Origin of the sequence: Pelagibius marinus, from assembly GCF_014925385.1 — a bacterium.
In the GTDB taxonomy this organism is placed as follows: Bacteria; Pseudomonadota; Alphaproteobacteria; order Kiloniellales; family Kiloniellaceae; genus Pelagibius; species Pelagibius marinus.
The window spans coordinates 349037-371010 of sequence record NZ_JACSDK010000014.1; the positions used below are offsets into that span (position 1 = coordinate 349037).

The 21974-nt window shown below is 66.8% G+C and carries 18 protein-coding genes and 1 tRNA gene; 12 read left to right on the plus strand and 7 right to left on the minus strand.

Going from position 1 to position 21974, the window contains the following annotated elements; translation table 11 throughout:
- Positions 1–157: 157 nt before the first annotated feature.
- Entirely contained in the window at positions 158–1009 is an 852-nt protein-coding gene (gene cysQ / locus H7X47_RS17675) for a 3'(2'),5'-bisphosphate nucleotidase CysQ (RefSeq protein WP_319633629.1), read from the minus strand.
- A complete protein-coding gene (locus H7X47_RS17680; protein ID WP_193370034.1) occupies positions 1006–3348 on the minus strand; it encodes a xanthine dehydrogenase family protein molybdopterin-binding subunit in 2343 nt (780 codons plus the stop codon). Before H7X47_RS17680 ends, cysQ begins: the two co-directional genes overlap by 4 nt.
- Before the next feature lie 236 nt (positions 3349–3584).
- On the opposite strand from H7X47_RS17680, the gene H7X47_RS17685 reads away from it, so the two are divergent.
- Positions 3585–4031, plus strand: a complete 447-nt coding sequence (locus H7X47_RS17685) for a VOC family protein (protein WP_193370035.1) — start codon at positions 3585–3587, stop codon at positions 4029–4031.
- Between the two features lie 285 nt (positions 4032–4316).
- On the opposite strand, the gene H7X47_RS17690 is transcribed toward H7X47_RS17685, so the two are convergent.
- Both H7X47_RS17690 and H7X47_RS17695 read right to left on the minus strand, forming a co-directional pair.
- Positions 4317–5276 (minus strand): ribonucleotide-diphosphate reductase subunit beta, encoded by a 960-nt coding sequence (locus tag H7X47_RS17690; protein ID WP_193370036.1) that lies wholly within the window; start codon positions 5274–5276, stop codon positions 4317–4319.
- Positions 5277–5493: 217 nt separating this feature from the next.
- On the minus strand, positions 5494–7296 hold the full coding sequence (locus H7X47_RS17695; RefSeq protein ID WP_437126584.1) for a ribonucleoside-diphosphate reductase subunit alpha: 1803 nt from the start codon (positions 7294–7296) through the stop codon (positions 5494–5496).
- A gap of 467 nt (positions 7297–7763) precedes the next feature.
- Between H7X47_RS17695 and H7X47_RS17700 the strand changes: the two genes are divergently transcribed.
- Complete coding sequence (locus H7X47_RS17700) at positions 7764–8486, plus strand: SOS response-associated peptidase (RefSeq protein WP_193370038.1); 723 nt, start codon at positions 7764–7766, stop codon at positions 8484–8486.
- 8 nt (positions 8487–8494) lie between these two features.
- Here H7X47_RS17700 and H7X47_RS17705 read toward each other — a convergent pair whose 3' ends face one another.
- Both H7X47_RS17705 and H7X47_RS17710 read right to left on the minus strand, forming a co-directional pair.
- A complete protein-coding gene (locus H7X47_RS17705) occupies positions 8495–9523 on the minus strand; it encodes an SEL1-like repeat protein (protein WP_193370039.1) in 1029 nt (342 codons plus the stop codon).
- Complete coding sequence (locus tag H7X47_RS17710) at positions 9520–9678, minus strand: hypothetical protein (RefSeq protein WP_193370040.1); 159 nt, start codon at positions 9676–9678, stop codon at positions 9520–9522. Before H7X47_RS17710 ends, H7X47_RS17705 begins: the two co-directional genes overlap by 4 nt.
- A gap of 480 nt (positions 9679–10158) precedes the next feature.
- Between H7X47_RS17710 and H7X47_RS17715 the strand changes: the two genes are divergently transcribed.
- The 6 genes from H7X47_RS17715 to H7X47_RS17740 all read left to right on the plus strand — a co-directional run bounded on the left by H7X47_RS17715 (position 10159) and on the right by H7X47_RS17740 (position 14590).
- Positions 10159–11157, plus strand: a complete 999-nt coding sequence (locus H7X47_RS17715) for a sulfurtransferase (RefSeq protein WP_193370041.1) — start codon at positions 10159–10161, stop codon at positions 11155–11157.
- 184 nt (positions 11158–11341) lie between these two features.
- Entirely contained in the window at positions 11342–12517 is a 1176-nt protein-coding gene (locus tag H7X47_RS17720) for a YeeE/YedE family protein (protein WP_319633630.1), read from the plus strand.
- A gap of 121 nt (positions 12518–12638) precedes the next feature.
- Positions 12639–12794 (plus strand): hypothetical protein, encoded by a 156-nt coding sequence (locus tag H7X47_RS17725; RefSeq protein ID WP_193370043.1) that lies wholly within the window; start codon positions 12639–12641, stop codon positions 12792–12794.
- A gap of 87 nt (positions 12795–12881) precedes the next feature.
- Positions 12882–13055: a hypothetical protein gene (locus H7X47_RS17730; protein ID WP_193370044.1), complete on the plus strand. Its 174-nt coding sequence runs from the start codon at positions 12882–12884 to the stop codon at positions 13053–13055.
- Between the two features lie 254 nt (positions 13056–13309).
- Entirely contained in the window at positions 13310–13855 is a 546-nt protein-coding gene (locus H7X47_RS17735; protein ID WP_193370045.1) for a hypothetical protein, read from the plus strand.
- An 87-nt stretch (positions 13856–13942) separates the two neighbouring features.
- Entirely contained in the window at positions 13943–14590 is a 648-nt protein-coding gene (locus H7X47_RS17740; protein WP_193370046.1) for a hypothetical protein, read from the plus strand.
- A gap of 29 nt (positions 14591–14619) precedes the next feature.
- Here the strand turns inward: H7X47_RS17740 and H7X47_RS17745 are convergent.
- A tRNA-Val gene (locus H7X47_RS17745) sits at positions 14620–14694 on the minus strand.
- A gap of 496 nt (positions 14695–15190) precedes the next feature.
- Between H7X47_RS17745 and H7X47_RS17750 the strand changes: the two genes are divergently transcribed.
- The 4 genes from H7X47_RS17750 to H7X47_RS17765 all read left to right on the plus strand — a co-directional run.
- Positions 15191–17092, plus strand: a complete 1902-nt coding sequence (locus H7X47_RS17750; protein WP_227010564.1) for a histone H1-like repetitive region-containing protein — start codon at positions 15191–15193, stop codon at positions 17090–17092.
- 320 nt (positions 17093–17412) lie between these two features.
- Positions 17413–18840 (plus strand): bifunctional UDP-N-acetylglucosamine diphosphorylase/glucosamine-1-phosphate N-acetyltransferase GlmU, encoded by a 1428-nt coding sequence (glmU, locus tag H7X47_RS17755; RefSeq protein WP_193370048.1) that lies wholly within the window; start codon positions 17413–17415, stop codon positions 18838–18840.
- A 32-nt stretch (positions 18841–18872) separates the two neighbouring features.
- On the plus strand, positions 18873–20696 hold the full coding sequence (gene glmS, locus H7X47_RS17760) for a glutamine--fructose-6-phosphate transaminase (isomerizing) (RefSeq protein ID WP_193370049.1): 1824 nt from the start codon (positions 18873–18875) through the stop codon (positions 20694–20696).
- Positions 20697–21035: 339 nt separating this feature from the next.
- On the plus strand, positions 21036–21974 hold a 939-nt coding region (locus H7X47_RS17765; protein WP_193370050.1), incomplete at its 3' end, for a FecR domain-containing protein.

Genomic DNA, 21974 nt, shown 5'->3' on the forward strand with positions numbered 1-21974 from the left:
GGCGGGAAAGCGTGAAGACCGCGCGCAACATTGCCGTAGCGCAGCAAAAAAGAGGGGGCCGACAGGACGGCGCGCGCCGTTCACCGCGCGATTGCTTATCGCGCCGTCAAAACCAAAGCCGCAGTTGCGGAAAACGAATCGCGGCCGGCGCGCGGCGCTAGGACTCCAACCCCACGGCATAGAAATAGGGGTTCTCGAAGCCGGGCTTGCCGTAGTCCAGGGGTTCGCCGTCCATGTCGTAGACCTGGCCGCCGGCGGCCAGCAGCACCGCGTGGCCGGCCGCCGTGTCCCCTTCCCTGGTGCGCCCGGAGCGCGGGGAGAGATCGGCGCGGCCGGTGGCGACGAGGCAAAACTTCAGCGAGGAGCCGGCGGTCACCCGGTCGGCCACCTTGTACCTGGCGAGGAAGTCGTCGAGTTCCTGGCCGCTGCCGTGGCGGCGGCTGGCCACCACCACCGCGCCGTCTTCCGGGATCTCGCGGGCGCGGATCTCCATCAGCGGCTTGTCGGTCTCGGCGAAGACGGCGCGGCCGCTGCCCTTGTCGCCGTCTGCGGTGTCGCCGCAGACGCCCGCCCAGGTCATCGCCATGGCCGGGGCGTGGACCACGCCGGCGACCGGCTGGCCGTCCTCGATGAGGGCGATGTTCACGGTGAACTCGCCGTTGCGGCTGAGGAACTCCTTGGTGCCGTCCAGGGGATCGACCAGCCAGAAGCGGCCGCCGGAGACGTCCGGCTCCTCGCCCGCCGCCATGGCTTCCTCGGCCACCACCGGGATGTCCGGCGTCAGGGTGTTGAGGGCGCCCAGGATGAAGGTCTCCGCGGCCTCGTCGGCCTCGGTGACGGGGGAGGCGTCGTCCTTCTCGCGCACCTCGATCTCCTCGGCCTCCACGTAGTAGGCGAGGATGACCTTGCCGGCGCGCTCGGCGATGAGCCGCAGCACCGCCAGGATGTCCTCGGCCCCGGCCTCGTCCTGGTCGAGCAGCCCCTTTGGCGATTTTCCCGTGTCGCTCACTCTGCGGCTTCCTGTTGCCTGGCGTCCTGGATGGCGCGCCACAGCTTCTCCGGCGTCGCCGGCATGTCGACGTGGCGGATGCCCAGCGGCGCCAGGGCGTCCACCAGGGCGTTGATGACCGCCGGGCAGGAGCCGATGGCCCCGGCTTCACCGGCGCCCTTCACGCCCATGGGGTTGGTGGTGCAGGGCGTGTCCTCGACCATGGTCAGCTCGATCGAGGGCAGGTCGTCCGCCCGCGGCATGGTGTAGTCCATGAAGGAGCCGGTAAGCAGCTGGCCGTCGCCGTCGTAGACCGTGTGCTCCAGCAGCGCCTGGCCGATGCCCTGCGCCGCGCCGCCGTGCACCTGGCCGGCGGCCAGCAGCGGGTTCACCACCACGCCGAAGTCGTCGACCACCACGTAACGCAGCAGCTTGACCGCGCCGGTCTCCGGATCCACCTCCAGCTCGCAGAGGTGGCTGCCGTTGGGATAGGTCTGCGCCCCGGCGACGATGTGGTGCTGGTCCTCCAGCGGCTCCTTCATCTCCTCCGGCAGGGTCTCGTCGCCGTAGGCCGCCTTTGCGACCTCGGTCAGCGTCACGGTCTTGTCGGTGCCGGCCACGGTGAAGACGCCTTCCTGGAACTCGATGTCGGCCTCGGCGGCTTCCAGCAGGTGCCCGGCGACCTTGCGGCTGCGCTCGATCACCTTGTCTGCGGCGCCGTCGAGGGCCTGGCCGCCCATCAGCAGGGAGCGCGAGCCGCCGGTGCCGCCGCCCTGGGGCAGGTCCCGGGAATCGCCCTGGTGGATGGTCACCTGGTCGGGCTCCACGCCCAGCTTGTCGGCGAGCAGCTGCGTGTAGGCGGTGAAGTGGCCCTGGCCGTTGGTCTGGGTGCCGATCCACAGCTCCACGCCGCCGTCGTCCTTCACCTTCAGGCGCGCGGTCTCCTCGCCGTTGGAGCCGCAGACCTCGCCGTAGCAGGCGAAGCCCAGGCCGCGCAGCTTGCCGGCCTTGGCCGCCTCGGCGCGCCGCGCCTCGAAACCGGCGAAGTCGATGGCCTCCTGCCCACGCTGCAGCAGGCCGGCGAAGTCGCCGCTGTCGTAGGTCTGCTCGAAGGCGGTGGTGTAGGGCATCTGCTCCTTGGGAATGAAGTTGCGCCGTCGGAACTCGTCCGGCGCCATGCCGATGTCGCGCGCCGCCGCGTCCATCAGGCGCTCCACCAGGTAGGCCGCCTCCGGCCGTCCGGCGCCGCGGTAGGCGTCGACGGGCACGGTGTTGGTGAAGACCGTGGTCACTTCGGCATAGCCGGTGGGGAAGGTGTAGAGGCCGCTCAGCATGGGCGCGTAGCAGCCCGTCGGGATGAAGGGCGCGAAGTTGGAGAGGTAGGCGCCCATGTTGGCGGTGGTGGTGACACGGATGCCCAGCGCCTTGCCGTTCTCGTCGGTGGCGAGCTCGGCCAGGGTGACGTGGTCGCGGCCCTGGGTGTCGCTGAGGAAAGCCTCGCCGCGCTCGGAGATCCAGCGCACCGGGCGGCCCAGGCGGCGCGCCGCGAAGAGCACCAGCACGGTCTCCGGATAGACGAAGATCTTCATGCCGAAGCCGCCGCCCACGTCCGGGGTGATGACGTGCATCTTCTCCTTGGGCACCTTGAAGATCATGTCGGCCAGCAGCGGCAGCATGCGGTGCGAGCCCTGGGAGACGGTGTGGAGCGTGAAGGTCTCGCTGGCCGCGTCGTAGTCGCCGATGGCCGCGCGCGGTTCCATGGCGTTGACGATGACGCGGTTGTTCACGAACTCCAGCCGGGTGACGTGGTGGGCCTTGTCGAAGGCCGCCTTGGTCGCCGCCTCGTCGCCCATCTCCCAGACCAGGCTGGTGTTGTTGGGCGCCTCGTCCCAGACTTGGGGCTGGCCCGGGTCCTTGGCGGTCTTGGTGTCGGTCACCGCCGGCAGGGGGTCGTAGTCGACCATCACCAGCTCGGCGGCGTCGCGCGCCGCCGTCGCCGTCTCGGCCACCACGAAGGCCACCCCGTCGCCGACGTGGCGTACCCGGCCGCGCGCCAGCGCCGGGCGCGGCGGCATGATGGTCTTGGTGCCGCCCTTGCCCGGCATGGGTACGATGCAGGGGACGTTGCCGACGCCGTCGGCGTCCAGGTCGTCCACGGTGTAGACGCCGAGCACGCCCGGAACGGCCTTGGCCTCCTCCAGGTCGATCGACTTGATCTCGGCATGGGCAAAGGGGCTGCGCACCAGCACGCCGTAGGTCTGCCCCTCGAACTGAATATCGTCACTGTAACGGCCTTGGCCGGTCAGGAAGCGCGAGTCTTCCACCCGCCGCAGGCCTTGGCCTACGCCAAATCGCCCCATGGCTGAAACATTCTCCGTGAAGGTGGGTTATATGAGGAATTGGCCTCAATGATAGGCGAGACAAGGGGCCGCGACAAAGCGGAAAGTCATGACGCTTTCATGAGATGGCCCTTCCCGGCGTGCCGCTACTCGCACCTTTGTTGGCGTCCACCTGAATTGACAGCAGATTGTCGCGAGCCCTTCGCGCTAGGCTCGGCCACCCCAAGGAACGATCCGAGCAAGGACAGGAGACGGCAATGGACCAGCGGCTGACCATGGTGACCCTCGGCGTGCGCGACCTCAAGCGGGCGCGGGCCTTCTACGAGGAAGGGCTGGGCTGGACCCTGGGCGGCGGGGTCGAAGGCAGCGTCGCTTTCTACCAGCTCGGTGGCATCCTGCTCGGCCTCTACGGCCTGGAGGCCCTGGCCGAGGACGCGCAGCTCGCCCTGCCGGACCTGCGGCCGGGCCAAAATTTCGGCGGCATGGCCCTGGCCTACAACGTCGCCAGCCCGGAAGCCGTCGACGCCACCCTGAAGGAGGCGGAGGCGGCCGGCGCCACCCTGCTGAAGCCGGGCCAGAAGGTCTTCTGGGGCGGCTACTCCGGCTACTTCGCCGACCCCGACGGCCACCCCTGGGAGGTCGCCCACAACCCCTTCTGGACCCTGAAGCCCGACGGCAGCGTCTCGCTGGAAGCGCCGGAATAGGGTCAGGGCGTACCGCCGTCGCCACACCTCCACTTTGTCATGCTCGGGCTTGACCCGAGCATCCATGGAAAGGCCGGACGCGGACGGTGCCATGGACCCTCGGGTCACGCTCGAGGACGACTGGCGGAGAGGGGCGCGGGCGGTGTGATTTCATCCTTCGAGACGCTTGCTGCGCAAGCTCCTCAGGATGAGGCAGCGGGAGAGATTCCGGAGATGAAAAGCCCCTCACCCTGAGGAGCGCTCTTCAGAGCGCGTCCCGAAGGGCGAGGGGCTTAGTTCCCCTGCCTAATCGAAGGCCTCTTCCCAGGTGCCCTGGGTGGCGGCCTTGGAGTATTCCGTCGCGCGGTTCTCGAAGAAATTGGTGTGCTCGACGCCGTTCAGGATAGCGTCCAGCCAGGGCAGGGGGTTCTTGTCGGTGCGGTAGATCGGCTGCAGGCCCAGCTGGGTCAGGCGGCGGTCGGCGATGTAGCGGATGTAGGCCTTCACGTCGCCGGGCTCCAGGCCTTCGATGGCGCCCTGTTCGAAGGCCAGGTCGATGAAGGCATCCTCGTGGGTGACGATGGTCTCGCAGGCCTTGTAGAGGTCCTTCTCGAAGGCGTCGGTCCAGATCTCCGGGTTTTCCTCGATGAAGGTCTTGAACAGGCGGATGGCCGACTGGGTGTGCAGCGACTCGTCGCGCACCGACCAGGTGACGATCTGGCCCATGCCCTTCATCTTGTTGAAGCGCGGGAAGTTCAAGAGGATCGCGAAGGAGGCGAAGAGCTGCAGGCCCTCAGTGAAGGCGCCGAAGACGGCGAGGGTCTTGGCGATGTCCTCCTTGGTATCGCAGCCGAACTCCTGCATGTAGTCGTACTTGTCCTTCATCTCCTTGTAGTGGAGGAAGGCGGAGTACTCGGCCTCCGGCATGCCGATGGTGTCCAGCAGGTAGGAGTAGGCGGCGATGTGCACCGTCTCCATGTTGGAGAAGGCCGAGAGCATCATCTGCACCTCGGTCGGCTGGAACACGCGGCTGTAGTGGCGCATGTAGCAGTTGTTCACTTCCACGTCCGACTGGGTGAAGAAGCGGAAGATCTGGCTCAGCAGGTTGCGTTCCGAATCCGTCAGGTTGCGGTTCCAGTCCTTCACGTCGTCGGCCAGCGGCACTTCCTCCGGCAGCCAGTGCAGGCGCTGCTGCATCAGCCAGGCGTCATAGGCCCAGGGGTAGCGGAAGGGCTTGTAGACGGGGCTGGCATCAAGCAGGGACATCTTGTCGTTTCTCCCAAGGATGGCATCGCGCTTCTCAGGCGGGCGCGATCGCCGTGTCTGTTCAAAAATTTCGTACGCAAGAATTCGTCCGGGGGAAGTTGGGGCCGGCGGTCCCCCCGAACCACCGGCCCCTTTCACCCCCGAAGCGCGTCTAGCGCACCTTAGCCCTTCGAAGGTCTCTAGCCTCGCGGCCGCCGCAGCCGCCGCGACAGCCTTGTCACTGGCAGGCGAGACACTCCTCGTAGTCGGTGGTCGATTCCGCGGCGGCCGGCAGGTCCTTGGAGGCGATCTTGCCCAGGTGCGGCACCGTCGCCGCCACGGCCGCCGGCTGCGACGACTCGGCGCGCTGGATCGATTTGGAACGGCAGTAGTAGAGGCTCTTCACGCCCTTCTTCCAGGCCTGGTAGTGGATCTGGTGCAGGTCGCGCTTGTGCACGTCGGCCGGCACGAAGACGTTCAGCGACTGCGCCTGGCAGATGAACTCGGCGCGGTCGCCGGCGTGCTCGATGAGCCAGCGCTGGTCCAGCTCGAAGGCGGTCTTGAAGACGTCCTTCTCGTCGTCGTCCAGGAAATCCAGGTGCTGTACCGAGCCGCCGTTGATGGTGATGGAGGTCCAGACGTCCTCGTTGTTCTGGCCCTTTTCCTCCAGCACCGCGGCCAGGTGCTTGTTGCGCACGTTGAAGGAGCCCGACAGCGTCTTGTGGGTGAAGGAGTTGGCCGCGATGGGCTCGATGCCCGGCGAGGCGCCGCCGCAGATGATCGAGATCGAGGCGGTCGGCGCGATGGCCATCTTGTTGGAGAAGCGCTCCATGATGCCGAACTCCTCGGCATCGGGGCAGGCGCCGCGTTCCTCGGCCAGCTTCTTCGAAGCGGCGTCGGCGTCCTTGCGGATGTGGGCGAAGATCTTCTTGTTCCACACCTTGGCCATGACGCCTTCCAGGGGAATGCGGTTGGCCTGCATGAAGGAGTGGAAACCCATGACGCCCAGGCCGACCGAGCGCTCGCGCATGGCCGAGTACTTGGCCCGGGCCATGCCTTCGGGCGCCTTGTCGATGAAGTCCTGCAGCACGTTGTCGAGGAAGCGCATGACGTCCTCGATGAAGCCCTCTTCCTCCTGCCATTCAAAGTACTTCTCGAGGTTCAGCGAGGAGAGGCAGCACACGGCGGTGCGGTCGACACCGTGGTGGTCGACGCCGGTCGGCAGGGTGATCTCGCTGCAGAGGTTCGACATCTTCACGGTGAGGCCGGCCAGCTTGTGGTGTTCCGGGATCTGCCGGTTCACGTGGTCGCCGTAGATGATGTAGGGCTCACCGGTCTCGATGCGGGCGGTGAGGATGCGGATCCAGAGGTCGCGGGCGCGCACCTTGCGGATCACGGCGTTGTCCTTGGGGCTGGTCAGGCCCCATTCCTCGTCTTTCTCGACAGCGCGCATGAAGGCGTCGGAGATGACGATGCCATGATGCAGGTTCAGCGCCTTGCGGTTGGGATCACCGCCGGTTGGTCGGCGCAGCTCGATGAACTCCTCGATCTCCGGGTGGGAGACGGGAATGTAACAGGCCGCCGAGCCGCGCCGTAGGGAACCCTGGCTGATCGCCAGGGTAAGGGAATCCATGACCCGGATGAAGGGGATGATGCCGGAGGTCTTGCCGTTGTGGCCGACCCTCTCGCCGATGGAGCGCAGGTTGCCCCAGTAGCTGCCGATGCCGCCGCCGCGCGCGGCCAGCCAGACGTTCTCGTTCCACAGGTCGACGATGCCGTCCAGGCTGTCGCCGGCCTCGTTCAGGAAGCAGGAGATCGGCAGGCCGCGGCTGGTGCCGCCGTTGGACAGCACCGGCGTCGCCGGCATGAACCACAGCTTCGAAATGTAGTCATAGAGCCGCTGGGCGTGCGCGCTGTCGTCGGCATAGTGGGCCGCGACCCGGGCGAAGAGGTCCTGGTAGGACTCGTCCGGCATGAGGTAGCGGTCGCTGAGCGTCGCCTTGCCGAACTCGGTCAGATTGGCGTCGCGGCTGCGGTCCATGTGGACCTTGATGCCGCGCGCGTTCTGGAACTCGTCGCGCACTTCCCGGGCGTCGAAGAGGTCTTCGCTGTCGTCGTTGGCGGGCGTCGCCGTGACTGCCTGGGTTGGGGCCTGAATCGGGGCTGGGGCCTCGGCTTGTTTTCCTAGCGGCTTTGCGTTATCCACAAGATCCGGGTCGGATTCATCCGACGTCTCGCGCCCGAAAATCCCCGATCCATCCATGCTTTTTCCCCTCAGTCCACAGCTTGTGGAAGACTTTGTCTCGAATTATGTGCACAACATCTGGGGCTGATGCCCATCGCCCACACCAGATATGGGCTCCAATCTATACCGGGTGTCTTGAATCTGTCATCGTGAACAAAATAAGAACATTTACCATAGTAGCGCCTGGCGCGGTTGCGGCAAGGGTGGGGGGCGGGTTACCCACAAGATTCTCTCCTCACGCTGTATACGGAGGCGGTTGATTCATGTGTGGGCGCTTCCTGCTGACCGCGCCGCTGGAGGCGGTACAGCGGCTTTTCGGTTTCCTGGAGCAGCCGAATCTGGAGCCGCGCTACAACATCGCGCCCAGCCAGGCGGTGGCGGCGATGATCCGCGACGACGCGGCGCAGCGCCACTTCGCGTGGATGCGCTGGGGGCTGGTTCCCTCCTGGTCGAAGGAAGGACGCCAGAGCGCGCCCCTCATCAACGCGCGCGGCGAGACCGTGGCGGAGAAGCCTTCCTTCCGCGACGCCTTCGCCCGCCGCCGCTGTGTGGTCTTCGCCGACGGTTTCTACGAATGGCGCCAGGGCGGCAACCGCCAGCCCTACTGCGTCAGGCTGACGGATACGTCGCCCTTCGCCTTGGCGGCGATCTGGGAGCCGGTGGCCAGGTCGAGCGAGGGGGCAGGGGAAGGGGGAGCGGCAGGCGAACTCACCAGGGGCTGCGCCCTGATCACCACGCAAGCCAATGCCAAGATGGCCGAGGTGCACCACCGCATGCCGGTGATCCTGACGCCGGAGGAGGTCGGCCTCTGGCTGGACCCGGCCGCGCCACGCGACGATCTGCAGGCGCTGCTCAAGCCGCTGCCCGACGAGGCCGTCACTCTCACGCCGGTCTCCAAGCGGGTGAACTCGGTGCGCGAGGACGACGCCGACCTGCTGCGCGAGGAGGAACTGCCCGCGGGGCCCTCGCAGCTCGATCTCTTCTAGCCCGGTCCTCAGGCCGAAGAGGCGCCGGCCTGCTGTCCCTCGAAAAGCTTCTGCAACAGGTCGGGGGTGATGTCGGCCTCGCCCTCCATGCCGACGCTGCTCAGGTAAGCGCCGATGGCGCTGCGGGTGCGCGGCCCCGACAGGCCGTCGACCGTCCCGGCGTTGAAGCCCAGCTGGTTCAGGCTGTGCTGGACGTACATCACCGTCGGCAGGTCGGCGAACTCGGCGCTATTCGTGGGGCTGAAGGCGTCGGCGCGCTTCTTGGCGGTCTCGATCTGCGCCGGCGTCATCTTGTTGGCGATGGCGGCGCGCACCTCGCCGGCCTTGCCGTGGCCGCGGTTGCTGGCGATGTCGAGCCAGGCATAGCCGGAGGTCAGGTTCTTGGGCAGGCCCAGGCCGGCGGCCTGCACGACGCCGTAGGAGAAGGCGCCGTCGGCATGTCCCTGCATCGCAGCCTTGCCGTACCAGCGCGCGGCCCAGGAGAGGTTCTTGGTCACGCCGCGGCCGTTGGCGTAGCACTCGCCCAGCAGGTACTGCGCCCCGGCGTGTCCCTGGCTGGCGGCGTTGCCGAGGTAGCGCGCGGCGCGGGCATAGTCCTGCTCCACCCCGGCGCCGTTGTAGAGGGCGGCGCCCACCGCGTACTGCGCGCGCGGCTCGCCCCGCGCGGCGGCGGCGTTGATCCACTTGGCCCCGGCATTGAGGTCCTTCTCCACGCCGAGCCCGGCGTTGTAGGCCTCGCCGGTCTCGTAGGCGGCCGGGCCGTGGCCGCGCTCGGCGGCGTCGAGGAAGTAGGTGAAGGCGTCCTCGTTCTTGCCTTCGTTGCGCAAGCTCAGGCCCTTCTGGTAGGTGGCCTCGGACAGCTCGGTGCCGCTCAGCCCCGCCAGTTCCGGATCGTTGGCGCCAAGCGCCCCCGAGAGCGTCTGGTCGGCATCGTCCAGAGTGTCCTTGACGTCGGTACAGGCAAAGCCCCCGATCCCCACCAGGAAGAGCGCGGCGACCACGCTCAGCGGCTTCGCAATGCCTGTGCTGATCTTCATTTAACTTCCCCTCCGAATAGGCGGCTCTCCCCGCCGGGCCGCACGCGGGCGGTCCCTACCTCGTTAAATGGATTCCGTTCGATTTCCGTCGCGCCGACTTCCCCCAGCAGATCGTCGACCGCCGCCTGAACCGCGGCGAGGGGGATGAGGTCCATGGCTTTGCCGCCCCGCTCCCCCTGCGCTTTCCTCGGCAATGTCTCCTGGAACGTCCTGGGCTCGCAGCACGCGAGCCTGGCCGACCAGCGGCGCCAGGCCACGCGCGTCGACCGGCTTGCCCTTACCGGCAAGCCAAGTGGTTCGCGCGTCCGGGAAGGCGTCGCGCAGGGCACGCAGGAAAGGCAGCTTGACCAGGTCGTCTCCGACCAGATCCAAGCCGCCGTGAACCAGCATAGACCCTGGGACCAACTCCGACCCGGGCGTTTCGACAGCTGGAGACATTACCCCCAATTCACATTCCAAATTGCCGGCGTCCCGTCAGGCCCCTGAAGGCCTAAGCCTACACCTTCAATCGACTGAGCGGTGACTCTACAAGAGGCAAAATAGCGGCATAAATAACATTGTAAGAATGTTATTTTAAATCAATATACGGTGTGAAATAGTAATTTGAGTTGGTCCCCCAAGCTGAAAGGTCCGTCATGCAGGCTCTCTTGCCGCTGAAATGGCGCCTGGTGACCCGGCGCCTGGCGGCGGCTGCCGCCCTGGGCGCGCTCGCCGTTACCACCGCCGCCGCCCTGGCGCCCCGTGCCGCCCTCGCCGAGGAAGCGGCCCCGCCGCTGGTCGACGTCGCCTGGCTGCGCGCCAATGCGGAGCGCGACGACCTGGTGGTGCTCGACATCCGCAACCAGCTCGACGGCGGCTCGGAGCAGGTCTACCGGGCCGGACACGTTCCCGGCGCCGTCTACAGCGATTACCTGAAGGCCGGCTGGCGCACCGAGCGGGACGGCGTTCCCGCCCAGCTGCCGCGGCTGGAGACCCTGGAGGCCCTGATCGGCGAGCTGGGCATCAGCAACGACAGCCAGGTGGTCATCGTCTCGGCCGGCACCGACGCCCTGGATGCCGGCAGCGCCGCGCGCGTCTACTGGACCTTCAAGGTGGTGGGGCACGACAAGGTCTCGATCCTGGACGGCGGCTACCGCGCCTACACGGCCGATCCCGCCAACCCGGTGGAAAGCGGCTGGGTCGAGCCGCTGCCCGACATCTTCTCCGCCGAACTGCGCCCGGAGCTGCTGGCCGACCGCGGCGACGTCGAGGCGGCCCGCGCGGCCGGCGGCCTGCTGGTCGACACCCGGCCGGCGGAGTACTACCTGGGCCGGAAGCGCCATACCTGGGCGAAGCGCGCGGGCACCATTCCCGGTGCGGTTTCGGTGCCTGACTCCAGCTTCATCGATGCCGGGGGCCACTTCGTGAAGGCCGGAGGGATCGGCGACCTGCTGCAGCGCGCCGGCCTGTCGCTCGGCGGCGAGGGCGCCGGCTCCATCATGTTCTGCAACACGGGCCACTGGGCGGCGCTCGGCTGGTTTGCCCAGAGCGAGATCCTGGGGCAGAAGAACGCCCGGGTCTACGACGGCTCCATGGTCGACTGGTCCGCCCAGGCGGCGCTGCCGGTGCAGCAGGGCGCGCTCGTCACCGAATAACGCCCCGCCTGCCGGTCAAAGCCTTGCTGGTCAAAGTCTGCCGGTCAAAGCCGCTCACGATGCCGTGCGCCCGTCTCGACAGACGGGCGCGGCGGCGCTCTTATCTTGCATCAGGAAGCACTCCAGAGAACGTCCAGCGATGACATCGTCCGTTCCCCTCCCGCCCCAGCGCCCCGATTGGCGCGTGACGGTTCCGGCCCTGCTGCTGCTGGCCGGCGGCGCGCTCTACATCGCCGGCAGCGCCAGCCAGAAGATGGCCGGCCTCTACCTGCTGGGCGGGGCGCTGGGCCTGGTGCTCTATCACGCCGCCTTCGGCTTCGCCTCGGCCTGGCGCGTCTTCCTGGCCGAAGGGCGGGGCGAGGGGCTGCGCGCCCAGATGCTGATGCTGGGCGTGGCGACGCTGCTGTTCTTCCCCCTCATCGCCGAGGGCGCGGCCATCGGCGTCAACGTGGGCGGCGCCGTGGCGCCGCTGGGCGTCTCGGTCCTGGTCGGGGCGGCGCTCTTCGGCGTCGGCATGCAGCTCGCCGGCGGCTGCGCCTCGGGCACGCTCTACACCGTGGGCGGCGGCTCCACCGCCATGGTCTTCACCCTGATCTTCTTCATGGTCGGCTCGGTGATCGGCGCGGCGCATCTGCCCTGGTGGCTCGACACGCCGAGCCTGGGCAGCATCTCGATCCTCAAGACCTGGGGCCTCTGGCCGGCGCTGGCGGCGCAGCTCGCCGTCTTTGCGGCCATCGCCGGGGCCACGCTGGTCATCGAGCGGCGGCGCAATCCCTACCCCGCGGCCACGGCGGCGCCCGGCGGATCGCCGGCCCGGCGGCTGGTCAGCGGGCCCTGGCCGCTGGTCTGGGGCGCGGTGGCGCTGGGGGTGCTCAACGCCGTCACCCTGGTCTCCGCCGGCCATCCCTGGACCATCAGCTTCGGCTACACCCTGTGGGGCGGCAAGCTGGCCGCGGCGGCGGGCGTCGACCTCTCCGCCTACGCCTTCTGGACCTGGCCCTTCCCCAGCCGCGCCCTGGCCGGCTCGGTCTTCGCCGACAGCACCTCGGTGATGAACTTCGGCGTGCTGGCCGGCGCTTTCCTGGCCGCGGGCCTGGCCGGGCGCTTTAATCCGGCCTGGCGCCTGCCCTGGCGCCGGGTGCTGGCGGCGGCCCTCGGCGGCCTGCTGATGGGCTACGGCGCGCGCCTGGCCTTCGGCTGCAATGTCGGCGCCTATTTCAGCGGCATCGCCTCCGGCAGCCTGCACGGCTGGCTGTGGTTCGCCGCGGCGCTGGGCGGCAGCTACCTCGGCACCTCCCTCCGGCCCCTTTTCGGGCTCTCCGGTGGCTTTTCCCGCCGCCCCACCGCGCAGGCCGCCTGAACAATTACAGGTGGCAAGACTTCTTGATTTTGTGTGAAAAACACGCATAAGTCGCATTCAAGGGTTGCCATGAGTGGGTATAACCCCTTGAATCCCTTGAATCGTGGCCTATGTAGCACCTATGAAGCAAGCTACCCTCACGAAGCCAGGCCCCGAAGAGCCGCAGGATTCCAAGGTCAGGCGCTGCCTCATGTGCCGCGACCGCTTTGAGAGCTCCTGGCCGGGCGAGCGCGTCTGCAAGCGCTGCAAGTCCACCGCCGCCTGGCGCGAGGGCTGAGGCCGTTCGAGCGGCCCTTACTGCGGGTATCCGCATGACGTCACTCCGACAGCATCCTCTCAGGCAGAACCTACGTAGGTTGAGGTCATGAACGACAAGGACCTCGTCAGCCCCTATCTGCAACGCCCGCTGCGCAGCCTGGAAGAGGTGCTGCGCGAGCGGCTGGTCAGGCTTGCCCGGCAGCGGGGCAGCTTGCCGGTCCCCGAGGCCGATAACAGCAACGATCCCGACGACGCCCTGCCGCCCGCAAAATCGGCCTGACCCAGTCCCCAGGGCGCCGTTTTCGCCGCCGCGGGCAGGAATTCCCGGTTGTTTTCCCCCTAAATAGATCAACGTCCGGCTTCGCCTGCGGCTTGTGGCGTGCTAGCTTGGCATTCGGGTCGGTTGATCAGGGGACGGGGATTTTTCGTATGCGCTTTGGCATTTTCGCTGCGGCCGCGGCATCGGTGATGTTCGCCTTTGCGGCAGAGGCGGCAACGGGCCCCAAAGGGGGACCCCCCGACAGCTTGTCCCGGATGCAGAAGTTCGAGTTCTACCTCGGCGAGCTCGCCGGCGTCCTCAATCTCTGCCGCATCACCGATCTCGCCTACGAACTGAAGGAACTGTCGGACCTGACGCCCTATGGCCGCAAGGGCTGGCGCAGCACGCTGTCGTATGACTCCATCCGGGGCGGCCGCTGCACCCGCTATGCCGAGCGCGCCCGGGAGGTCCTGGCCGACCGCGACAAGATCCTGGCTCATCTCACCGAGACCTACGACTGCCCGGGCGGGGACTGCGGGCCGGAAAGCGGTGACGCCTCCGCAACGGCCGTCTGCCGCTCCGAAGCGGAAGATCACTTGAGCTCCTTTTCCATCAGCGAAGATGATGTCGAGAGCATCAAAATGATCGGACGCAATGCTGGCGATGCCCAGGTCATCGTCAGTGGATCACCTGGTCACGAAGCCTGGGTGCGCTTGGCATTTTGCGAGGGTTGGATGGTGCTGCACCTCACGCCGCGCTGTTCTCTGCGCCAGGCTTTCACCCGTGGCGACTGCAAGGTCGAGGGCGTCGGCAGCTATTGACGTGCCGGAGTGGAATTAAAAACCAAGTAGGCCACTTCGGTGGACCAGGCTGCGCAAAGCAGCTGTTGAGAAACTGGGAGACCAGGGATGCGTAGCTGGATGATTGCCGTGGCGGCGGTGCTTTGGCTCTTGCCTTCGGGCGCGCAGGCGGCCGCGGGATCGGGCGCCCGGCCGTCGGAGAATTGGACCGAGATGCAGAAGCTCGAGTACTACATCGGGCAGATTGGGGCGGCGCTGAGCATCTGCGGCTATCACACCTTGTCCCACGACCTGACGGAACTGGCCAACCTTTCGCCCTATGGCCGCAAGGGGCTGGCCAGCATCCGGGTCTACGATTCCATCAAGGGGGGCCACTGCGGCAAGCTGGCCGCTGACGGCGAGGTCCTGATGGAGGACCGCGATCAGCTGCTGGCCTATCTGCAGGATGCCTACGACTGTCCCGCCGGCCAGTGCGCCCCGGAGGTCGGCGATACATCTCTCTCGGCGCCCTGCCGTGCGGAGGCGGATGAGCACTTGGCGGGCCTGCCGATCGACGGCCGGGATATAGTGAGTGTGATGATGCGCAACGGCAGCCGCCAGGGAAGCCAGATGAGTACTGGCAAAAAGGGATATGAAGCCTGGGTGCGCCTCAATTCCTGCCAGGGCTGGGTGATTATCGAGCTGTCGAAAGGCTGCTATCCCCGCCGGGCCTTCACCCGCGGCGAGTGCGAGATCGACGGCATCAGCAGCTACTGAACACCTTGGGAATGCGGTTTTGCGGGGAATGGTGGGCGATACTGGGATTGAACCAGTGACCTCTCCCGTGTGAAGGGAGCGCTCTCCCGCTGAGCTAATCGCCCGTCGCCGGGCCCCGGAACGGGGCTGGGCAAAAGGGAAGCGTGATTTAGGACAGGCGCTCCGGCCTGTCAAGCACGGCCTCCCCCTCTTGCGGGGTCTTGAAAGGCCCGGAATCCCGGCTGTTTTGCACTGCCGAAGACTACCTCGTTACAAGCAAGAAACAATCGCCCACGGCCCATGTCGTGGCCCATGTCCCGGCCAATATTCCCTATGAAGTGGTAGGGCGACATCTTGCGGCGAGGAGGCCCGGAGACCATTGAAATGCCGTTGTGCTGCACCGGAGGTTGAATATTTTTCTTTTTGATATCAATGGTTTGAAGTGACTCTAAATGGTCACAGTCATTGTATGGCATTCAAGATAAGTTCGGAATAACCGGTACTATCAGGCGTCTCGTCGATACCTGGAATGGTAATCGTTTATTAATTGAATCGGGATAATAACCGTTTGCCATTAGCCGAAATCCAAATGGGTTTATGGAGTTAGACGAGGAAATAGCAATGGCTATCGCTAGCAAACAGGCTTCCCGGAAGTCTGGTACTAAGGCGGTTCGCAAGACCGCAAAGAAGACCACCGCGCGCCGCAAGACTGCGGCTCGCAAGACGGCTGCCCGGAAGACCACGGCCCGGCGGACCACGGCTCGCAAGACCACGGCTCGCAAGACCACGGCTCGGAAGACGACGGCTCGTAAGAGCCCGGCTCGGAAGACGGCTGCCAAGAAGAAGACGACCGCTCGTAAGACGACTGCTCGTAAGACGACTGCTCGTAAGACGACGGCCCGTAAGACGACCGCGCGTAAGAGCCCGGCTCGGAAGACGGCCGCCCGTAAGACGACCGCTCGTAAGACGACCGCTCGTAAGACGACGGCTCGCAAGACGGCTGCCCGTAAGACGGTGGCCAAGAAGCGCGTCGTGAAGAAGACCGCGGCTCGCAAGAGCCCGGCGCGTAAGACGACGGCGCGTAAGACGACCGCCCGCAAGACGGCTGCTCGCAAGAGCCCGGCTCGCAAGACGGCCGCCAAGAAGCGCGTTGTTCGTAAGACGGCAGCTCGGAAGAGCCCGGCTCGCAAGACCACCGCGCGTAAGACGACCGCTCGCAAGACGGCCGCCAAGAAGCGCGTTGTGAAGCGTAAGACGGCTGCTCGGAAGAGCCCGGCGCGTAAGACTACGGCCCGCAAGACGGCTACCCGTCGCACGGCCGCCAAGAAGCGTGTTGTGAAACGCAAGACGGCTGCTCGCAAGAGCCCGGCTCGCAAAACCACGGCGCGCAAGACGGCGACCCGTCGCACGGCTGCCAAGAAGCGTGTCGTGAAGCGTAAGACGGCTGCTCGCAAGAGCCCGGCTCGCAAGACCACCGCGCGTAAGACGACCGCTCGCAAGACGGCCGCCAAGAAGCGCGTTGTGAAGCGTAAGACGGCGGCTCGCAAGAGCCCGGCCCGTAAGACCACGGCGCGTAAGACGGCTACCCGTCGCACGGCCGCCAAGAAGCGTGTTGTGAAGCGCAAGACGGCTGCTCGCAAGAGCCCGGCTCGCAAAACCACGGCGCGCAAGACGGCGACCCGTCGCACGGCTGCCAAGAAGCGTGTCGTGAAGCGTAAGACGGCTGCTCGCAAGAGCCCGGCTCGCAAGACCACCGCGCGTAAGACGACCGCTCGCAAGACGGCCGCCAAGAAGCGCGTTGTGAAGCGTAAGACGGCGGCTCGCAAGAGCCCGGCCCGTAAGACCACGGCGCGTAAGACGGCTACCCGTCGCACGGCCGCCAAGAAGCGTGTTGTGAAACGCAAGACGGCTGCTCGCAAGAGCCCGGCTCGCAAGACCACGGCCCGTAAGACGGCGACCCGTCGCACGGCTGGCAAGAAGCGCGTTGTGAAGCGTAAGACGGCTGCGCGTAAGACGACCGCTCGCAAGACCACGGCTCGTAAGAGCCCGGCTCGCAAGACGGCCGCCAAGAAGCGCGTGACCCGTAAGACGGCTGCGCGTAAGACGACCGCCCGCAAGACGGCTGCTCGCAAGAGCCCGGCTCGCAAGACGGCCGCCAAGAAGCGCGTGACCCGTAAGACGACGGCGCGTAAGACGACCGCCCGCAAGACGGCTGCTCGCAAGAGCCCGGCTCGCAAGACGGCCGCCAAGAAGCGCGTTGTCAAGCGTAAGACTGCGGCTCGCAAGAGCCCGGCCCGCAAGACCACGGCCCGCAAGACGGCTGCTCGCAAGAGTGCCGCTCGCAAGACGACTGCTCGTCGGTCGATCGCCCGCAAGACGCCTTCGCGTAAGGCCATTGCGACGCGTCGCCTGATTGCTTCTCGCCTTGCATCTTCGCGTCCGTCGACGGCGAGCCGGCTTGCTGCGGTCTCCCGTGCGACCCGCCAGGGTGGTTCCTACCGGAACGGCTTGGCGCATCGCTAAGAACTGACGACGCGATTTCGGCTTTACTGGTGCAAAGCAGTAGGAGGCGGGTACCCAGCGGTACCCGCCTCTTTCTCTTTCCGGTTTCGGTCAGGGCGGAGCCTGGTTCCGCCTTTTCGCATTTCCCGCGCCTGCGGCATCAAGAGAGCTTGTTGTCACTTCCGGCGGCAGGCTGTAATAACCAGCAACAATTGTTGATTTGATGGGAAAATTTGCGCTGTGGCAAAGTCCGCACCGTTCGGGGCGGCGAGTCGTTTATCGTTTTACTGCACAGTATGAGTTCCCAGGTCCCTTTTACGTCGAGATATTCTGACCAGACTATGTCCGATCGTAAGCTTGCCGTCGTAGTTCTGGCTGCCGGGAAAGGCAGCCGCATGAAATCCGATCTGCCCAAGGTCCTGCACCCGGTCGCCGGCCAGCCGATGCTGTGGCATGTGCTGACCGCCGTGGGTCCCTTGGCGCCGGCCGAGACGGTGGTGGTGATCGCGCCCGGGATGGACGACGTGGCCGCCGCCGCAGCGCCCTGCCGCTGCGCCGTGCAGGCGCAGCCGCTGGGCACCGGCCATGCCGTCGCCGCGGCCCGGGAAACCCTGAAACCCCTGGTCGACAGGGGGGCCGACCTCTTGGTGCTGTTCGGCGACTGCCCGCTGCTGACCAGCGAGACGCTGCAGCGCCTGGCCCAGGCGCGCCGCGCGGCGCAGGCGCCGGACTTCGTCGGTCTGGCCTTTCGCCCGGCCGACCCGGCGGCCTATGGCCGGGTGATCCTCGACGAAGCTAAGGTGGGCGAGGAGGGGCGCATCGAGAAGATCGTCGAATTCGCCGACGCCGACACGGCGCAGCGCCAGATCGATCTCTGCAACGCCGGCATCGTCCTGGGTGACGCCGGCCGCCTCTTCGACCTGATCGAGCGCCTCGGCAGCCACAACGCCCAGGGTGAATACTACCTGACCGACATCTTCGGCCTGGCCCATGCGGAGGGCCGGCCGGCCGGCGTGGTCGAGTGTCCGGCCGAGGAGGTCCTCGGTGTCAATTCGCGCGCCGACCTGGCACTGGTGGAGCAGGTCATGCAGGGCCGCCTGCGGCGGCGCGCCATGGCCGAGGGCGCCACCCTGGTCGACCCGGAGACCGTCTGGCTCTCCGCCGACACCCGCTTGGGGCGCGACGTCACGGTGCAGCCCTCGGTCTTCTTCGGTCCCGGCGTCACCGTCGGCGACCGGGTGGAGATCCGCAGCTTCTGCCACCTGGAAGGGGCCGAGGTCGGCGACGAGGTGGTGCTGGGCCCCTTCGCGCGGCTGCGCCCGGGGGCCAGGCTGGGCCGCGCCGCCCACGTCGGCAACTTCGTCGAGATCAAGAACGCCGAGTTGGGCGAGGGCGCCAAGGCCAACCACCTGACCTACCTTGGCGACGCCACGGTGGGGGCGGCGGCCAATGTCGGCGCCGGGACCATCACCTGCAACTATGATGGCTTCCTGAAGCACCGCACGACCATTGGCGCCAAGGCCTTCATCGGCTCCAATACGGCGCTGGTCGCGCCGGTGACCGTGGGTGAGGGCGCGCTGGTCGCCGCCGGCAGCACCATCACCGAGGACGTGCCCGCCGACGCCCTGGCGGTGGAGCGCAGCGAGCAGCGCAACCGCGAAGGCACGGCCGCGCGCTTCCGCGCCGAACGCCAGGCGGCCAAGGACCAGGCGGCCAAGGAGGCCGAGGCAGGGAAGTCCGGGAAGAGTTCCGGCCGCAAGTCGTCGTAACAGAGTTCAGGCAAGCAAAGGATCAAGGCCCTATGTGCGGCATCATCGGCATCATCGGCGAAGCGCCGGTCGCTCCCCTGCTTCTCGACGGGCTGAAGCGGCTGGAATACCGGGGCTATGACTCGGCCGGTATCGCCACGCTGATGAACGGCTCGATCGACCGCCGCCGGGCCGAGGGCAAGCTTTCAAATCTCGCCGCCGTGGTCGAGCGCCATCCGGTCGACGGGACCATCGGCATCGGCCATACCCGCTGGGCGACCCACGGCCGCCCCACCGAGACCAATGCTCATCCCCACGCCAATGAGCGCGTCGCCCTGGTGCATAACGGCATCATCGAGAACTTCAAGCAGCTGCGCGGCGAGCTGGAGGCCGCGGGCCACCGCTTCGAGACCGAAACCGACACCGAGGCGGTGGTCCATCTGATCTCCGACTACCTGGACCAGCAGATGACCCCGCAGCAGGCGGTGGCCGCCACCCTGAAGCGCCTGGAAGGCGCCTTCGCGCTGGCCATCGTCTTCGCCGGGCGGCACGACCTGATGATCGGCGCCCGGCGCGGCTCTCCCCTGGCGGTGGGCTATGGCGACGGCGAGATGTACCTGGGCTCCGACGCCCTGGCGCTGGCGCCGCTGACCGACCGCATCTGCTATCTGGAGGAGGGCGACTGGGTCGAGCTGACCAAGCAAGGCGCCCAGGTGCATGACGCCGAGGACCGGCCGGTCGAGCGCGAGGTCAAGCAGACCGCGCTTTCCGGGGCTCTGATCGGCAAGGGCGAGTATCGCCACTTCATGCAGAAGGAAATCTTCGAGCAGCCGGCGGTCATCGGCGACACCCTGCAGACCTTCCTCAATCCGCTGAACCGCAACGTCGAGCTGCCGGATCTCGGCATCGACCTCTCGGACGTCTCGCGCCTGACCATCTCGGCCTGCGGCACGGCCTATTACGCCGGCATGGTGGCGAAGTACTGGTTCGAGCAGATCGCCCGCCAGCCTGTCGAGGTCGATATCGCTTCGGAGTTCCGCTACCGCGAGGCGCCGATGCCAGACAAGGGCGTCAGCCTCTTCATCTCCCAGTCGGGCGAGACGATCGACACCCTGGAGGCGCTGCGCTACGCCAAGCGTTGCGGCCAGAAGATCCTGTCGCTGGTGAATGTGGCCGAGAGCGCCATCGCCCGCGAGTCCGACGCCATCCTGCAGACCCTGGCGGGCCCGGAGATCGGCGTCGCCTCGACCAAGGCCTTCACCACCCAGCTCACGGTCCTGGCCTGCCTGGCGCTGGCCACGGCGCGGGAGCGGGGGGCCATCGACAAGACCCGCGAGGCGGTGCTGTCGCAGGCGCTGATGGAAGTGCCGGCCCGCGTCGCCGAGGTGATGAACCACGACGCGGCGATCCGCGCCATGGCGGTCGACCTCATGGAGGCGCGCGACGTCCTCTATCTGGGCCGCGGCGCCCTCTATCCCATCGCCCTGGAAGGTGCCCTGAAGCTGAAGGAGATCAGCTATATCCACGCCGAGGGCTATGCCGCCGGCGAGATGAAGCACGGCCCCATCGCCCTCATCGACGAGGACGTGCCCATCGTCGTCTGCGCGCCGGCCGGTCCGCTGTTCGAGAAGACGGCGGCCAACGTGCAGGAGGTGACCGCGCGCGGCGGCAAGGTGATCCTGCTGTCGGATGCCGAAGGCATCGCCCGGGCCGGGGACCAGGCGGCCCATGTCGTGGAGCTGCCGGCGGTGGACCCCTTTGTCGCGCCGATCCTCTACAGCCTGCCAATGCAGCTCCTGGCCTATCATACGGCTGTGCTCAAGGGCACGGACGTCGATCAGCCGCGCAACCTGGCCAAGGCGGTCACGGTCGAGTAGGCCCTCCGGAAGGGCGTTAACCATTTTCGCAGGCGATCTACTCACTTCCGGTTAGTTGCGAGTTTGCGATTCTTTTTTGCGCTGCGGCAGGATCCAGGCCCGGATTCCGGGGAATTCGGGCCTGCATTCAAACCCTTAAATGGTGAACGGACTTGAGCGCTGGTCGGGAGGAAATTCTCCAATAGGTAGCGCACGGTAAAGAGTCGTTCATCTTCCTTTATTAGAACTATGGGACAGATTTCAGGCCTCGCCGGGACAGGTATGCCCGGCTATTGGGCCGTCCGGATGTTTTCGGTTTTTGCCGGAGGAAGGGCGGCTTGGGATCCAGGAGACGGAACCATGGCATTCACGACCAAGTTTTTTGCGTCGGATCTTCGCCGCCAGGTCATCATTTCGGCCGGCGTCATTCTTATAGCCGTTGCGGCGGCGATGATGATGCGTCCCGAGGTGGCTTCGTCCAGCGCGGAGTGGTCGGTACTGGCCACCAACGGGAAGGCGGAATGGCGCGCCACTGCCGGAAACGGCGATTGGGTGGACTTGACCCTCGACAGCCGCGTGCCGGACGGTGCGGAACTGCGTACCGGTGGAGCCGGCTCGGCCGTGGTCGCCAAGGGCCTGGACCGGATCGAACTGCGGCCCAACACCTCACTGGTGGTGGCGGCGCGGCAATCCACCTTCGGCAAGATGGAGATCGACCAGACCTCGGGCAGCGCGACCTATACCGTCGAGAAGCGCCCGGCGGGCACCTTCTCGGTGCATACACCCTACGTGGTGGCTGTTGTGAAGGGCACCAAGTTCGATGTCGACATCGAGTCCGGGGATACCAGCGTCTCCGTGAACGAAGGCCGGGTCGGCGTTTCCGATACGCGCGGCGGCGGATCCGTCGACGTGACGCCCGGCCAGACGGCGCGGGCCTCCAGCAGCGCGCCCGGCCTTGACGTGGGGGCGACACCCGCAGGCAAGTCTTCTGCGAAGCGCTCGGCCAGTTCCAGCGCCCCGGGCAAGTCTGCCGACGCGGCGGGCAAGGGCAACGGCGGCGGCAACGGCGGCGGCAACGGCGGCGGCAATGGCGGCGGTAACGGCGGCGGCAACGGCGGCGGCAACGGCGGCGGCAATGGCGGCGGTAACGGCGGCGGCAATGGCGGCGGTAACGGCGGCGGCAATGGCGGCGGTAACGGCGGCGGTAACGGCGGCGGTAACGGCGGCGGCAACGGCGGCGGCAATGGCGGCGGCAACGGCGGCGGTAACGGCGGCGGGAATGGCAAGGGCAAGGACAAG